14 protein-coding genes are annotated in these 15,295 nt (G+C 48.9%); 8 read left to right on the top strand and 6 right to left on the bottom strand.

The features are described 5' to 3' along the window. Positions 1 to 130: 130 nt before the first annotated feature. From AC0KUT_RS18885 to AC0KUT_RS18875, 3 genes are read left to right on the top strand one after another with little or no spacing between them, the layout of a single operon-like run. Complete coding sequence (locus tag AC0KUT_RS18885; protein ID WP_488831975.1) at positions 131 to 274, top strand: hypothetical protein; 144 nt, start codon at positions 131 to 133, stop codon at positions 272 to 274. Beyond that, entirely contained in the window at positions 275 to 994 is a 720-nt protein-coding gene (locus AC0KUT_RS18880; RefSeq protein WP_488831973.1) for a response regulator, read from the top strand. 35 nt (positions 995 to 1,029) lie between these two features. Next, on the top strand, positions 1,030 to 3,177 hold the full coding sequence (locus AC0KUT_RS18875) for a TonB-dependent receptor (RefSeq protein WP_488831972.1): 2,148 nt from the start codon (positions 1,030 to 1,032) through the stop codon (positions 3,175 to 3,177). A gap of 168 nt (positions 3,178 to 3,345) precedes the next feature. On the opposite strand, the gene nirD is transcribed toward AC0KUT_RS18875, so the two are convergent. From nirD to cobA, 3 genes are all read right to left on the bottom strand, one after another. Next, on the bottom strand, positions 3,346 to 3,678 hold the full coding sequence (gene nirD, locus AC0KUT_RS18870; protein ID WP_488835788.1) for a nitrite reductase small subunit NirD: 333 nt from the start codon (positions 3,676 to 3,678) through the stop codon (positions 3,346 to 3,348). Between the two features lie 71 nt (positions 3,679 to 3,749). Further along, a complete protein-coding gene (nirB, locus tag AC0KUT_RS18865) occupies positions 3,750 to 6,290 on the bottom strand; it encodes a nitrite reductase large subunit NirB (protein ID WP_488831971.1) in 2,541 nt (846 codons plus the stop codon). Positions 6,291 to 6,313: 23 nt separating this feature from the next. Next, the gene (gene cobA / locus AC0KUT_RS18860; RefSeq protein WP_488831970.1) at positions 6,314 to 7,264 is read right to left on the bottom strand and encodes a uroporphyrinogen-III C-methyltransferase; all 951 of its coding nucleotides are present in this window, start codon (positions 7,262 to 7,264) and stop codon (positions 6,314 to 6,316) included. A 675-nt stretch (positions 7,265 to 7,939) separates the two neighbouring features. On the opposite strand from cobA, the gene moaA reads away from it, so the two are divergent. From moaA to AC0KUT_RS18845, 3 genes are all read left to right on the top strand, one after another. After that, positions 7,940 to 8,938, top strand: coding sequence for a GTP 3',8-cyclase MoaA (gene moaA / locus AC0KUT_RS18855; protein WP_488831969.1), 999 nt, complete (start codon positions 7,940 to 7,942; stop codon positions 8,936 to 8,938). Between the two features lie 179 nt (positions 8,939 to 9,117). Further along, positions 9,118 to 9,624, top strand: coding sequence for a molybdenum cofactor biosynthesis protein B (gene moaB, locus AC0KUT_RS18850; protein ID WP_488831967.1), 507 nt, complete (start codon positions 9,118 to 9,120; stop codon positions 9,622 to 9,624). A gap of 283 nt (positions 9,625 to 9,907) precedes the next feature. Further along, the gene (locus tag AC0KUT_RS18845) at positions 9,908 to 11,887 is read left to right on the top strand and encodes a putative bifunctional diguanylate cyclase/phosphodiesterase (protein WP_488831965.1); all 1,980 of its coding nucleotides are present in this window, start codon (positions 9,908 to 9,910) and stop codon (positions 11,885 to 11,887) included. A 130-nt stretch (positions 11,888 to 12,017) separates the two neighbouring features. Here the strand turns inward: AC0KUT_RS18845 and AC0KUT_RS18840 are convergent, their stop codons facing one another. From AC0KUT_RS18840 to nudE, 3 genes are all read right to left on the bottom strand, one after another. Beyond that, entirely contained in the window at positions 12,018 to 12,233 is a 216-nt protein-coding gene (locus tag AC0KUT_RS18840; protein WP_488831964.1) for a hypothetical protein, read from the bottom strand. 223 nt (positions 12,234 to 12,456) lie between these two features. After that, complete coding sequence (cysQ, locus tag AC0KUT_RS18835) at positions 12,457 to 13,401, bottom strand: 3'(2'),5'-bisphosphate nucleotidase CysQ (protein ID WP_488831963.1); 945 nt, start codon at positions 13,399 to 13,401, stop codon at positions 12,457 to 12,459. A 42-nt stretch (positions 13,402 to 13,443) separates the two neighbouring features. Then, entirely contained in the window at positions 13,444 to 14,043 is a 600-nt protein-coding gene (gene nudE, locus AC0KUT_RS18830) for an ADP compounds hydrolase NudE (RefSeq protein WP_488831962.1), read from the bottom strand. A 126-nt stretch (positions 14,044 to 14,169) separates the two neighbouring features. Here nudE and yrfG point away from each other — a divergent pair, with 126 nt between their 5' ends. After that, positions 14,170 to 14,826 carry a GMP/IMP nucleotidase gene (gene yrfG / locus AC0KUT_RS18825; RefSeq protein ID WP_488831961.1) on the top strand — a complete coding sequence of 219 codons (657 nt, stop codon included), beginning with the start codon at positions 14,170 to 14,172 and terminating at the stop codon, positions 14,824 to 14,826. Positions 14,827 to 14,829: 3 nt separating this feature from the next. Further along, positions 14,830 to 15,270: an RNA-binding S4 domain-containing protein gene (locus AC0KUT_RS18820; protein ID WP_488831960.1), complete on the top strand. Its 441-nt coding sequence runs from the start codon at positions 14,830 to 14,832 to the stop codon at positions 15,268 to 15,270. Positions 15,271 to 15,295: the final 25 nt, after the last annotated feature.

The raw sequence follows: 15,295 nt of genomic DNA, 5'->3' as shown, positions 1-15,295 counted from the left end.
TTGATTGCTCTTGTGGGTTGGCACCGAATTCCATTATGCTCAAAAAATATGCGACCTAAAACAACACTTTGATTTTTTCCCGCTTAATGGTTGAATGCAGCATTAAAAAGCGCTTTAAGCGACTGAAGCCGTGGCTTCGCTTTTCAATGAGGGTGCTGCAGGTTTAAGCGAGCGCTATTGGCATGAGCGAATGAACTCTTTGGTGTTTCTTATTTGTAGAACGTTGCGCTTGAGCTTGGCCGATGATTTGCCATTAAATATTTACGAGGTGTAAGTGAGAACTCCCGATGAGTTGGTCGATAGCTCCCTAGCCGTAGTGGATGCTGAAGCCACATTGCTGCATGATCTAGCTACACCTTTATTGGTTGCGAAAATGAATGTGGCGCTATTAGAGGAGTATTTGCCGCCACTATTGGAAGCATTAATTCGCACGGGCTTGGCGCGTGAGTATTTACCTCCGGATGAAAAGGTGCTGAATGCTTTGCTTGCTGCGCCGGCACTTGTGGGAAATAATTTGAGTATTGTTCAAGCTAAGGTGAAGTGCCTCGGTGAAGCCTTGTTTCCTGCTGAGCTGGATTCGGTTGAAGAGTTGTTTGATGAGCCTGCTGTGGGGTCATTGCCTAAGGTGATTACATCGGTACTCTTGGTTGATGATGAGCCTATTCATCGAGATATTGCTGAATGTTTATTGTCGCCTTTGTATCAAGTTGATTATGCGAGCAACGGAATCGAAGCTATGGTTCTGTGTAAATTGAATCGCTATGACTTGATTCTCATGGACTTGCAAATGCCCAAAATGAATGGCGAGCAGGCAACTTTAGAATTGCGCCAGGGAATAAATGCGGAGTCATTAGTGGTGGGTTTAACCGATATGCCTATAGGGGCTAAACGGACTGAGCTGCTGGCGAAAGGATTTAATGATTTTTTAGAAAAGCCATTAAAGCTGCAGCGGCTTGACACTTTGTTGCAGCTTCATCTTCAGTGCGTATCCTAGTAATGCGCTTTTTATTCTCCGAGAACATCTTTCCTATGTTGCGAGCTTCTACTAACCGCCAAGGTGTTAGGCTTTATGTTGTTTTTGCTGTTCTTTATGCAGCCTGTGCTCTTCCCTCTTCTGCAAATGAGACAGTTACTCCTGTAGTGGAGGAACTGTTGGTGAGTGCGCAGATGCGTAATGAGAATGTGCAGAAGCTCGCTTTGGCTATAGGTGTTTATGATTCGACTTTTTTAGTGCGAACTGGAGCGAACTCCTTGACCGACTTGGAGGCAACGGTCCCCAATATAAATTTTGGGCGGGGCGGGCGCAGCACTCGCGGTGAGATTGCTATTAGAGGGATTGGGGACTTTTCGCGCAACATCGGTATGGATGCACGCGTAGCGGTTTATATTGATGATGTATTAACGGGTCGCTCATCTAGTTTTGATCAGGGCTTGTTGGATATAGAGCGCGTTGAGATATTGCGTGGCCCTCAGGGGACTCTGGCGGGAGCAAATGCACTTGCAGGCGCTATTAATATCATTACGCAGAAACCAACTGATAGATTCGATGCAGTGCTACACATGGAGGCGGGAGATTACGACCAGCGCTCGCTGATGGGAAAAATAAATATCCCTTTCGGTGATGATCTCTACGGTAGCCTGCTCTTAGCTACTCAGCAGCGGGATGGCTATATACAGAATCTTACTCTACATCGAGCGCTTCAAGGTGCAGATAGGGATGTTGCAAAATTAAAGCTACGCTATCTTGGAATAGAGAGCGTAATTCTAGATTTGGGATTTGATTACCTGAAAGATAATACCAAGGCGACTAACGCTGAGGCACTGGGAAGTCGTTATACGAATACGCCAGAGCCTTATGTGGTGGCTCATGATGCGGATGAGTTTGAGCAGCGTCAATTGCAAGGGGGGAGCCTTAAGGCTGTTTACGAGGCGGCTAGCGGTTATCAATTTACATCCATTAGCGCGCTGCGGGAGAGCGAATTTAGTGAGTTGAGCGAGGAGGATTACTCACCGTTGGATGTGGCGACTAGCTTATTTGATGAGCGCACTGAACAGATAACACAAGAGTTTCGTATAGCATCTCCGAAATATGATCGGTTTGATTACGTGCTGGGCGCTTATTTTCTCGATCAAGATATTTCAACGCAGCGCAGTGCCACCACGGGAATGTATTTTCGCCCAGCCCCTAATAAATTTGTCACTACGCCCGCTTCCGCAGGGGTGCAGTCTGCTGCGATTTATGTACATGGTGCCTATGTGCTGAGTGAACGTTGGAATCTAACCAGCGGTGCTCGCTACCTGTACGAAGAAAAAACGATAGATTATTCAAGTATAGATACTACGGGTTTATTTATTAATACGAGTCACCTACGCGATAAGCAATCGTTTAATGAATTACTACCTAAAATTGCAGTTAACTTTCAATTGAGTCCTGATGTTTTACTCTACAGTAGCATAGCGCGGGGTTATAAAAGCGGTGGTTGGAACGCGGATTTTATAACTTCGTTGGAAAATTTCCAATTTGATCCTGAGTATGCGCTGAATTATGAGTTAGGCACCAAGACGCAGTTTCTAGATGGGCAGGTTACCATTAATTCTTCACTCTTCGTCACTAAGCTGCGCGACTTCCAAGTATTTCAGTTTGTGCCTAGTCGGGCTGGAGGCAGTCTTCTTTCGTTAACCAATGCGGGTAAAGTAACTTCTCAGGGCGTCGAGCTGGATGTCGGTGTGCAGCTAATACCCGCCTTGAGATTAAGTATAAATACCGCGTTTACTCAGGCAAAATTCGATAGCTTTAAAAATGGTGGGGGGCTGGGTGTTGATTATGACAAAAAATATTTACCTTATGCGCCTGAGTATAGTTATTTTGTGGCGTTAGATTTCAGTAAGCCCTACAGCGGTCATACGGAGATTTATGGGCACTTGGATTATGGTTATTCGGCCCGCTACTTTTCGAATCCCAATAATAAACCAGAAAACACCATACCTTTACAGTTTCAAGTAAATGCTCGCTTGGGTGTGGAACTAAATTCTCGCTGGGATATTTCTGTATGGGTTAAAAACCTCACAGATGAAGTCAATCTGAGGCAGCGCTCTGAATCTTTTATTGGTGTCCCGCGTGGATTTTATAATCCACCGCGCAGCGCCGGCCTAGCTATTAATTTCACTTTAAATTAACGTATGTTGTTACTCTTTCTCTGGCCATAAAAAAGGGCAACCTAAAAAGGTTGCCCATAAAGCCGACTCATGAAGCAGTCGAAGAAGCTGGGAGAGATGCTCATAAAACATAAAAGTCTTTAACTAAAAACCGCAGACAAAACAATCTTCAAAAAGAATGATAAGTAATTAGGCTTGGACTTGTATCAAACCATCATCTATGCGCACGGGGTAAACCTTGACGGTAAATTCCGGTTTTTCCAAGCACTCACCCGTACGTAAATTAAAGTGCTCTTTGTAAAGCGGAGACGCCACTACAATTTCATCACCTATAGAGCCTAGGATGCCGCGCGATAAAACATTGGCGGTACCTATGGGGTCGTAGTTAGAAATAGCGAAAACTTCGTTTAAGCGGCGCGAGCGGAACAGTGCAACTTGTTGATCGTTGACTAATGCACAGAGGCCGGTGTCGGGTAGCAGGTCGTCGAGTTCGCAGACGCTAATCCAAGGTTTGTCACTCATCATAATTCTCACTTAACAATAATGTTGATAAACCGCGCGCAGTGATTGCGCGCAGTATGCCTAATCAAAATTTAATCGACTAATTCCACGAATTGAATATTTTCAGCCTGGCGCTCAATTTCAGTCGCTGGCCGCGGCTGGCCGCGCTCCAACACATAGGCAAGGTTGTTGTCTTGCGCCTTGCTGTTAATAAAGTGTTGGAAGCGTTTCAAGCGCTCTGGGTTTTCTACGGTGGTTTTCCACTCGCATTGGTATTGGCTGATGTTGTAAGACATTTGTTCTTCCAGCTCAGCACCTAGGCCTAAGCTGTCATTGATGATGACTTTCTTCAGGTAAGCCAAGCCGCCTTCCATATTTTCCAGCCATACCGAGGTGCGCTGTAAACGGTCGCCGGTGCGGATGTAAAACATCATGACGCGGTCGATATATTTGATCAGTGTTTCGCTGTCCAAGCCGGTGGCGAATAAGTCAGCATGACGTGGGCGCATGCCACCGTTGCCACACACATATAAGCTCCAGCCCGTTTCAGTGGCGATAACACCGAAGTCTTTAGACTGCGCTTCCGCACATTCACGCGTACAGCCTGATACACCAAATTTAATTTTGTGCGGTGCACGTACACCCTTGTAGCGGTTTTCTAATTCAATGGCCATGCCCACCGAGTCGAGCACACCGTAGCGACACCAGGTGCTGCCTACACAGGATTTAACTGTACGTAATGATTTGCCATAGGCGTGGCCGGTTTCGAAGCCTGCATCGATAAGTTTTTTCCAAATAGTGGGCAGTTGATGTAACTGCGCGCCGAATAAATCGATACGTTGACCGCCAGTAATTTTGGTATAGAGTTTGTACTCGTTACCAATTTGACCGAGGGCGATTAATTTGTCAGGGGTGATTTCACCGCCCGCAACACGCGGTACGATTGAGTAGGTGCCATCTTTTTGCATGTTGCCAAGGAAAATGTCATTGGTGTCTTGCAGGCCTATGTGTTTTTCATCCAGAACATATTCGTTCCAGAAGGCGGCGAGAATGGAACCAACAGCGGGTTTGCAAATGTCACAACCCAAACCGTGCCCGTGCCCATCGAGTAACGCATCAAAAGATTTAATTTCTTTAATGCGCACTATGTCGGCTAATTCTTGGCGCGAGTGCGGGAAATGTTCGCAAATATGATTGCTTACTTCTACCCCGAGCTTTTTCAACTCAGAGTCCATAACTTGTTTGGTTAGTGCGGTACAGCCGCCGCAACCAGTAGATGCTTTAGTGACTGACTTGATGTCACCCATGGTGCGCGCGCCATCTTGCACGGCGCAGCAGATGGCGCCCTTGGTTACATCAAAGCATGAACAAATTGATGCAGCATCGGGTAGGGCATCAACGCCGATAGACATGCCGGCACCGTCAACGGAGGGAAGAATTAGGCAGTTAGGGTCTTCGGGCAATGCCATGTCATTGACACACATTTGTTGCAAGGTGCCATAACCTTCTGCATCGCCTACGAGCACGGCGCCGAGTAATTTTGTGTTGTCTGCAGAGACGATAATACGCTTGTACACCTCTTCTACATCGTTGCTGTAGGTGTAACTGAGTGAGCCAGGAGTGTTGCCGTGAGCATCGCCAATTGAAGCCACATCTACGCCGAGCAATTTTAATTTGGTGCTCATGTCGGCGCCGGTGAACTCATCGCTGCCGCCAGTGATAGCGGAAACGGCGACTTTCGCCATTTGATAGCCAGGTGCAACTAATCCATAAATTCGATTGCTCCAGAGTGCGCATTCGCCAATGGCGAATACATCTTTAACAGATGTTTGGCAGTTGTTGTCGACGACTATGCCGCCGCGCTCGCCAATTTCGATGCCGCACTTGCGCGCCAGTTCGTCCTGCGGGCGAATACCGGCAGAGAACAAAATCATATCGGTTTCTAAATGACTGCCATCGGCAAAGTTCATGCGGTAGCGAGTTTCAGTGCCGGCCACAATTTCGGTGGTGGCTTTTTGGGTGTGTACACGTACGCCCATAGCTTCGATTTTACGGCGCAGTAATTTACCGCCACCTTCGTCGAGCTGCACGGCCATTAGACGCGGCGCAAATTCTACGACGTGAGTTTCAAGGCCCGCGGCCTTTAGTGCTGCTGCCGCTTCAAGGCCCAGTAGGCCACCGCCGACGACGACACCAATTTTGCTCTGAGTAGCAGAGTGGGTGATGGCTTCTAAATCTTCGATGGTGCGATATACCAAACAGTGTTCACCGTTGTTGCCTGGAATGGGCGGAACAAAGGGGAATGAGCCGGTAGCGAGAATTAATTTATCGTAGCCTTCGCGGCGACCTGATGCAGTGATGATTTCTTTATTGTCGAAATCCAAATCAACGACCTTATCTTTCAGGATAAACTCAACCGATTTTTCGTTGTAGTAATCCGCATTGGTCAGGGCCAAATCTTCTGCTGTTGAGCCAGAGAAATATTTAGAGAGCTGCACGCGGTCGTAAGCGAGGCGCGGCTCTTCGGAAAAAGTAACGACTTGATATTGATCAGCATCAGCGTGATTGACGATGTTATCAATAAATTTGTGTCCTACCATGCCGTTGCCGACAACTACTATACGCTTCTTCATAACGGGCTCACCTGTGCTTCAGATTAGGCTAATAAAAATTGTTGTTCGTTAGCAGTTGAGTGCTGCCACACTTGTTGTTGTAATTTCTCTTTCATACTTACGACTTGGCCGACAATAATCAGAGCGGGCGATTGCACTTGCTCGCGCAATACCGCAGCGGGAAAATCATCGAGCTGGGTAATAACATCGCGCTGATTTTTGCGGCAGCCGTTTTCAATAATGGCTACGGGCGTGTCGGCCGCGAGTCCACCAGCGAGTAGCTTGCTGGCAATTTCATCTGCGCGGGTTAGGCCCATATAAAACACCAGTGTGTGATTCAGTTGCGCTAACGCATTCCAATTCACATCCAAACTTTTTTCAGCGTGGCCGGTTACAAAGGTGCAGCCCTGCGATAAGCCGCGATGCGTCAGCGGAATATCGGCATAGGTACTGCAACCAGAGGCAGAGGTGATACCGGGTACAACTTCTGCTTCTATGCCGGCGCTGCGCAGTTCCAATAATTCTTCGCCACCGCGACCAAATACGAAGGGGTCGCCACCCTTGATGCGGCAAACGTTCAGGCCGAGTTGCGCGTGATTTACCAGCAGTTGGTTTAAATCGCCCTGGGCAATGCTGTGTTGATTTTTTGCTTTGCCAACGTATAAGGCAGGCGTTGCCGTGGGGAAGAGTGCGCGAATGTCATCGCTTACTAAGTAATCGTAAAAAATAATATCCGCAGCATTAATGGCGCGCAGTGCTTTGATGGTCAGCAAATCGGCGTCGCCGGGGCCTGCACCTACTAGCCAGACTTTGCCCGGCTTGGTACTGAGTGCGCGCTCATGGGTGCTGTTGTCAAAACTCACCTTAATGGGTGGGAGTTTTTCGTTAGCGCTTTTTGCCAATTGCTCGGGCGCCCTTAGCTCTTGCCCTAAGGCAGTGAGGAGTGAAGGATTTAGGTTGCGCGAAAAACGTAATGATGAGATTTGATGATTCATGATGCTGCACCTGCTGCAATTTTGTAACTACAGGGGGTACTGCAAAGTGAGTGCCATATTTATTTATTAGGGGTGTTATTTAAAAAGTCTTTATTAATCATTGCGTTAGGTAAATGAAGTGGGCTGGGTTGGATTGTGTAAAGAGATAGGTGTTTGTGTAGAGGAGAGTGCTGTGTTTTTTGTTGGTGCAAAGGTGCGCTAATAGCGAGCAAATATGATTTTTTTAAGATGTGCGATATGCTCCAATTCCGCGCAAAGTGGTGGTGCACGGTGTTTTAAGTTGGTGCCTTTTTGGTTTTTTAAGTGTTGACCTTCACTCTGTACGTTAGTGGTTCTGGTAAGGGGAACTTTTTTGAGTGGTTTTTCTTGCCGCTTATGATCGTTGAAAAATTAATTCCCTATTTTGGCGCGCTGTTTTTGTCTGGTTTTTTCACTTCAAGCACGCTTTAGGTATTGAGCAGCTTATACTTGGCGCCTTGTTTGCACTTGCTAGGCTGTACCCATACTTGGTTTGTGAGCAAGTGCTGATATTTGATCGTGTATGTTGGAATGTTTATGAGCGGTTTTGTGTGGCGTTTTGTACTGAACCTTAACGCTTGAACGCTTGCCGTTGAAGGCTTAGCTGTTAGAGTATTCCCTAAGCCCTGTGATTACCAATGAGTTGTTTCCTTATATATGTCCCTAATCGATAGCTTTGGTCGCCCCATAACCTATGTGCGTCTCTCGGTCACTGATCGTTGTGATCTGCGTTGCGTGTATTGCATGGCTGAAGATATGACATTTTTACCGCGCGCAGAGGTGTTGAGCATTGAAGAGCTCTCGACCCTAGGGGCTACGTTTGTAGCGCTGGGGGTAAAAAAGCTGCGCATTACCGGCGGCGAGCCGCTGGTTCGTCGTGGCATTATTGAGCTTTTACAGCACTTGGGGCAGTTGCCGGGGCTAGAGGAGTTGTGCCTCACAACCAATGGTACACACTTGCCGCAATATGCGCAGGCGATAAAAGATGCGGGTGTTGCACGCCTCAATATTAGTTTGGATAGCCTTAAGCCTGAGCGCTTTCGTGAACTGACACGCTTTGGTGATCTGAATCAAGTGTTGGCAGGTATAAAGGCCGCTCAAGCGGCGAGCTTTGCGCGTATTAAGCTTAATTGTGTTGCCTTAAAGAATTACAACGCCGATGAGGTGGTCGATTTGGTGCGCTTCGCACTGAATGAAGGTTTGGATATTAGTTTTATCGAAGAAATGCCGCTTGGGCGTATTGATGGCCATGGTCGAGCAGCAGAGTTTATGAGCAGCGCCGAACTACGCGAGCTTATTGCAGGCGAATTGTCCTTGCAGCCAGAGTTTGCGGCGGCTGATGCCAATGGTGGCCCTGCGCGCTATTGGCAGGTGCCTAGTTATGGTTCGCGCATCGGCTTTATTTCACCTCACTCCAATAATTTTTGTAGCAGCTGCAACCGTGTGCGCGTCACTGCAGTTGGTCGCTTGTTGCTGTGTTTAGGGCAGGAGAATTCAGTAGATTTGCGCGCAGCGCTACGCACCAGTGAAAACCCTCTGGTTGAATTGCGTGAACGGATTGTTGAGGCTATGGCGCACAAGCCAGAAAAACACGAGTTTGATTTGGATGCCGATGAGCCGCAAATTTTGCGCTTTATGAATATGACGGGCGGGTGATGAGCTTGTAGAGGAAAAGAGCAATAGTTCGCTGGGCTGATGAATATTTAATGTCTCGAGGTTGCGCTGGAGTTTCTTGTCGGTCTGATGTGTAAAAAAGAATTGAAGGTTTGGAGCGATTAAGGTGCTTCGAGTTTGAGGTGAGTGCCTCGATAATTACGTTATTTTGAGTTTTGCTTATGTCTTCCCAAAAAGAATTTACCCCGCTCAATATTTGTATTCTCACTGTATCCGACACACGCAGTTTTGACACTGACACCTCGGGTCAAGCATTGCAGGATATGCTCACGGCCGCTGGCCACAGACTTCACGCGCGGGACTTGGTGATCGACGATATTTACCAAATTCGCGCCGTGCTCTCGCAGTGGATAGTCGATAAAGCGGCGCAGGTAGTATTGATTACTGGCGGCACCGGCTTTGCGGGGCGCGATTCCACGGTGGAAGCGGTAACGCCCTTGTTCGATAAAACCGTGGTGGGCTTTGGTGAGTTATTTCGGCAGATCTCCTATGAGGAGATAGGCACTTCCACAATCCAGTCGCGCGCCACGGCGGGCTTTTCTAACCGCACCCTCATTTTTTGTCTGCCGGGCTCTACCGGTGCCTGCACGACCGCCTGGAAAAAAATTATTCAAGAACAGCTAGATAGTCGCCATAAGCCCTGCAATTTTGTTGGCCAACTTCAGTAGCTCAATTCTATTTGGTTATATTAGGCGCCAAGGCTTTTCTTTTGGCGCTTTTTATTGGGGCATATCGGTACTTTTTTGCCAATTGCTGGTGCTTCTTTGTTATCATTTGTGTCGCCAAAATCATCATTTATGTTGGTTGATGTTTTTGATCCCTATCGCTTAGGCTATTTCCTCATTAGCAGCTTAAAAGCTTACTTGATGGTGCAAATGTTGCACTGTCACTATGGTTTCCCGCGTTCTTTTTATCCTCTATATCAACTCAAGTGTTAGTGAGCCCGTCTTCATGAAAAATCAATTGCTGTTGCGCACTGCGGTGCCGTCCCTATTGGCGACCATGGATGCGCTTACTCTTGAACCGGACTTTCAGGTGTTCTTTCGCAAAGCTGCTGCAGCGGTGCGCAGTTTGCTGGGCGCAGATGGCACTGCATTAATACTCTTGGATGAGGAAGATCAAACTCTAGAGTACAAACTCTTTGAGGGTGAAAAAAAGGATTTACTGAATCAGTTTAGCGGTATGCGCTTTGCCGCAAATTTGGGTAGCTCGGGTCGCGCGCTCGCGACTAAAACCAGTATTTATACGCCTAATTATCAAAACTCCTCAGATGCAATGCCGCAATTAGTGCAGGCTGGGCTGGTTGCTAATTTAGTTATTCCCTTGATTTCTTCCGACCAGCTGCTGGGTGTGCTTGCCTCTTCTTGGTTTGCAGACCCTATGGGGGCAGAGGTGGGGGGCGACATCTCTCCCGATTTAGTGCTGCTCGCTGAGCGCATTGCCAGTCAAATTGCGGTGGCGTGCCACCGTGAAAAGTTGGAAATGCAGCTGCGCAAGTTGGTGACCATAGACCCGCTCACAAAGTTGTTGAATCGGCGCGGTATTCTCGATCATTTGGAGCAGAGCTTAGAGCGCCTTCAGCGTCATCATCATAGTTTTGCGCTGTTTTTTATTGATATTGATGGGCTTAAGGCGGCTAATGATCACTGGGGGCATGAGACGGGCGATCTCTTGTTGCGCGATCTGTCGGCGCGCTTGGCAGATGTCGTACGCAAAGGCGACAAGATTGGTCGCTTGGGTGGAGACGAGTTTCTGATAGTGGCGGAATGTGAAGAGCATCATGTCGATATGCTGGCCCAGCGCTTTTTGCAGGCGCTGCGGGTTCCCTATGGTCAAGGGCGTAAACGCGGGCGCTTGAGCGGTAGCATTGGCGTGGTATTGGCACCGCAAGATGGTTTTGATGAAATCAGTCTGCTGCGCAAAGCGGATGCCGCTATGTACTCTGCCAAGAGCCAAGGTGGAAATCGTTATCATCGCCCATCCTTCATTGCTGACAATGAATTGCAGGGGCCGAACGTGAGCTTGATGGAGGTTGAACGAGCGCTCGAACATAACGAGCTGGCACTTTGGTATCAGCCCGTTTGTCAGTTACATGATTTGCGTGTGGTAGGGTTTGAGGCTCTGTTGCGCTGGCATAAAAGCGATGGTGAGATTGTTGCCGCTGGCCCGTTAATCAGTGCGTTTGAGGGGGCCCGTGGCGATTTGGAATTTCGGCTGGGATCTTGGGTTTTATGTGCTGCTGCCAAGCAACTACTGCTCTGGCGCTTGCAGGGCCTGAATACCGACATGCATATCAATATATCAGCGCGCCATTTTTTACATGTGAGCTTTTTGACGGAATTGCAAAGCCTTTGCGATCAGCACCCTGATCTGGGGAGTGGTTTAATTATTGAAATTACTGAAACCGCGATACTGGAAGATTTAGAGCGGGCGAAGCGAATAATGCTCAGCTGTCGCGCCCTCGGGGTGCGTATGGCGGTAGATGATTTCGGCACAGGCTATGCGTCGCTCACCTATATCAAGCGGCTGCCGTTGGATATGATTAAAATTGATCGCTCTTTTGTGGCGGAGCTTCCCCACAATAAGGTGGATTGGGATATCACCCAAGGTGTGGTGGCGATTGCCCATGCGCTGGGCTTGTTGGTGGTGGCCGAGGGTGCTGAAGAGTTTGAACAAATTGGGAGCTTACGCGAATTGGGCTGTGATCAGGTGCAGGGCTATTTTGTTCATCGGCCTATGCCAGAGGACGAAGCTACACATTGGCTCAGTTCACTGTCGCGCTCGCCAGCATTAATTCCCATGGTGAAGCGCAATCGCCAGAATACTGAGCCCAAAGGTGTGCGCGGAAGATCCGATAAGCGGCGTGTTAAAGGAGATTTTGATCCGCGTTTTTCGCTGGCGGAAGCTGAGGCTATACAATCAATGCACTAGATGTGCGTAAAAGCAGCGGCGAGAAGTCGTGCTCTATACAAGGTGCATATAGTGGGGGGAAGTGAAGGTATATTACTGTTGTGAGGAGACTGCGCCAGCCTAGTGCTGGCGCAGTGGTTTGCGATGGGGATTAGTAGTGAATCGGTAGGCGCTTGAGCATATCTTGACGGGCACTGATCAGCTCTTTGTAGGTTTGAATCATGGTGAAATTCACTTGATTACCGTTGAGCTTTAGTTCGGCAAGAGAGCGCTCGTAGTCAGAGATCTCACGCATCAGCTTGTGGCGTAGTAGGTCTGCACGGCTGGTGTTCACATCGGCCTTTAAATTCTTGTTTGGTCTGGTCATGGGTACCTCTCCTTTTAATATCCGTATGGATAAACCTTATTGCCTTAATCCTGGATGTAGAATTTTCCTAGGTTGTAATCATCAAGGTATTAGTGTCCTCGATGATTAGAGCGTCAAAAATTAAGCCCTGCCAACAGATTAGCTCATAGTTTGCCACTCTTGGTGGTTAAATTTAGATCATTTTCTTCTCGGCTTGGGTGGAACTTGGTTATAAGCCGAGCAGTTACTCCACATTAAGTTCGTCGCTTAGCAGCCCTAACCAGTCAAAGTCTTGATCACCTAGGCCATAAAAGAAGGGATTCAGCAGTTCATCTTGGGTGTTGTATCTCAGTGGCTTAAGTTGGTTGGCGCCATGAGTGATAAGTTCAACCACTTGGCCTCCGGCCGCTTCGAGCACCGCTTGTGCCGCACCTGTATCCCACTCACAGGTGGGCGCAAGGCGTGGATAAAAATCCGCGCGGCCCTCGGCTATAGCGCAAAACTTGAGTGAGCTGCCGGCGGTGATGGTTTCAATAGGGCCGGGCCAACGTGTGGCCAGCAGCGTCATAAGGTCATTGCTGGCGTGGGTGCCGTGGCGATGACTGAGTAGTGTGGTCAGGGGTAAGCCCTGTGCTTGGCGCTCTCTTAATGAACGCACCTTGATGGCTTCGCGTGGCGCAGCTTGGCTATAGCGCCAAGCGCCAAGATCCGCAGGGTCCTGGGCTTCAAGTACACCTATATAGGTCGTGTTAGTCACGGGTACATGTACGACGCCAAGGCGCGGCTGGCCATGAATGATGAGCGCTATATTAACGGTGAATTCGCCGTTGCCCGCGATAAATTCCTTGGTGCCATCAAGTGGATCTACCAGCCAATACTGATTCCACACTTGGCGTTCGCGGTAGCTGGGTAGGGTGCCTTCCTCCGAGAGTATCGGGAGCGCGAGTAACCCAGGCAGTGCTTGGGCAATAAGCTTGTGCGCGGCGAGGTCGGCAGCGGTGAGCGGCGAATCATCGGTTTTATGTTGAGTGTTGTAGCTGTCGCGCTGGCTATAAATAGCCATTATGGCGTCGCCTGCGGCGCGCGCTATGAATAATAGCTGGGCGAGAAGCTCCGCTGTGATAGCAGAATTGTGGGATTGGCGCGCAATCTGAGTTGAGTCTTGAGTGTCGGTATTATTGAAAGGCATAGTGAAAATCCAAAAAATGGCCGGTGCTGTTAAACCGCTGCGTTACCTTGGCAGCTGGGCAGGGTTGAGATTGCCCGCCAGCCATTCGCGCGCCATAAATAGCGCTGCAATACTGCGCCCCTCGCACATGTCGGGGCGGCTAATCAGCGTCAGAAGGTCGGCCAAGGGGTAGGGCACAACTTCAATGGGTTCAGGTTCATCGCCTTCCAAGCGCTGCTCGTATAAATCCCATGCGATGACGATGTTAATGCCGTGCTCCATGTACGCGGGCGAGAGATTAATACGCTTAAGAAATTGCAAGTTGCGCGCGCCATAGCCGACCTCTTCCTGCAGTTCGCGCTGCGCGGCTTCGAGTAGGCTCTCTCCTTGAACGATTGCGCCCTTGGGGAGTGCAAGGTGGTAATCTTCTAAGCCCGCGGCATATTCGCGCACCAAAAGCACCGTATGTTCGTCTAGCAGGGGTACAATAAGCACCGCCCCCGGCCCGCCGCTGCAGAGTTTTTCATAGGTGCGCTCTACGCCATTGCTAAAGCGCAATTGCAGCTCATCGGCGCGAAACAGCCGGCTGCGCGCTACTGTCGTGCGCTTGAGAATTTCGGGTTTAATGAGTGTGGGCTTATCGCTGGGCATTTGGTTTGACATGCTTGAATCCATTTTCTACTGGGTTCGGATGTGAATACCCTGAGCCGCCGCTAAGCGTCAGGGAACCGGGTGCAATGGCGCCCGTAAATTTTTTGTCAGTCATGTTATACGACTAAGAGAGCATATATGGTTAATTGGGATGCTATAGATACGGTCATGCTCGATATGGATGGTACCCTGTTGGACCTGCATTTCGATAATTTTTTTTGGGTGGATCACCTGCCGCAACGCTACGCAGAAATTCACGGGGTTGATCTCGCTACCGCGCAAGCGCAGCTCAGCGGTGATATTCGCCAATATGAAGGTACGCTGCAATGGTACTGTTTAGAGTTTTGGTCCAACGCGCTGGCGGTGGATATTGCGAGCCTCAAGGCTGAAATCAAACACAAAATACAAGTGCGGCCTCACGTCGGGGAGTTTCTCCAACGTTTACGTCAGTGCGGCAAAAAAGTGCTGTTGGTGACCAATGCTCACCCGCAGAGTTTGTCGCTTAAGTTGGAAGTCACTAAGATTGATCAGTGGTTGGATATTATTATTTCCTCCCATGAATTTAATGAACCCAAAGAGTCGCAAAAATTTTGGGAGGCACTGCAGGCACGCGAGCAGTTTGATCCGGCGCGTACGCTCTTTGTGGACGATACAGTGCGCGTGTTGGATTCTGCTAAGGCCTTTGGTATTAAGCACCTGCTCGGTATTCATCAGCCCGACAGCCAAATTGCGCGGGTCATGAGCGAATATCCCGCTATCAAAGAATTCGATGAAATCATGCCGGAGCTGGTGTGATCTATGGCGAAACGCAGCAGTAAGTTTTCCGGACAAGACGACAAAGACGACGACAAAATTCGCATCGATAAATGGCTGTGGGCCGCGCGCTTTTTTAAAACCCGCAGCCTCGCCAAACAGGCTATTGATGGCGGAAAAATTCAGTGTGACGGCCAGCGTATTAAACCCAGTCGCGATATGGAAGTGGGTATGGTTCTGAGTATTCGTCAGGATCTGGATGAAAAAATTGTCATGGTGAAAGCGCTTTCCGATCAGCGGCGCGGCGCGCCTGAGGCCGCACTCTTGTACGAAGAGACGGAAGACAGCCTTGTGCAGCGCGAAAAGCGCAGTGCCGATCGTAAAGCGGGCTTGGGTAGTTTTATCATTAGCGATCGCCCCAACAAAAAACAGCGCCGTCAAATTCACCGTTTTCAGCGGGTTAATTTAAGCGGTGATGAGGACTGAGTTTTATCACGTCTTCTTGAAGATA

The sequence above is a fragment of the Cellvibrio sp. 25HG11W-0 genome (genome assembly GCF_057815475.1).
Note: the sequence above shows the minus strand (reverse complement) of the source record. Positions and strands in the feature narration are given on the sequence as shown.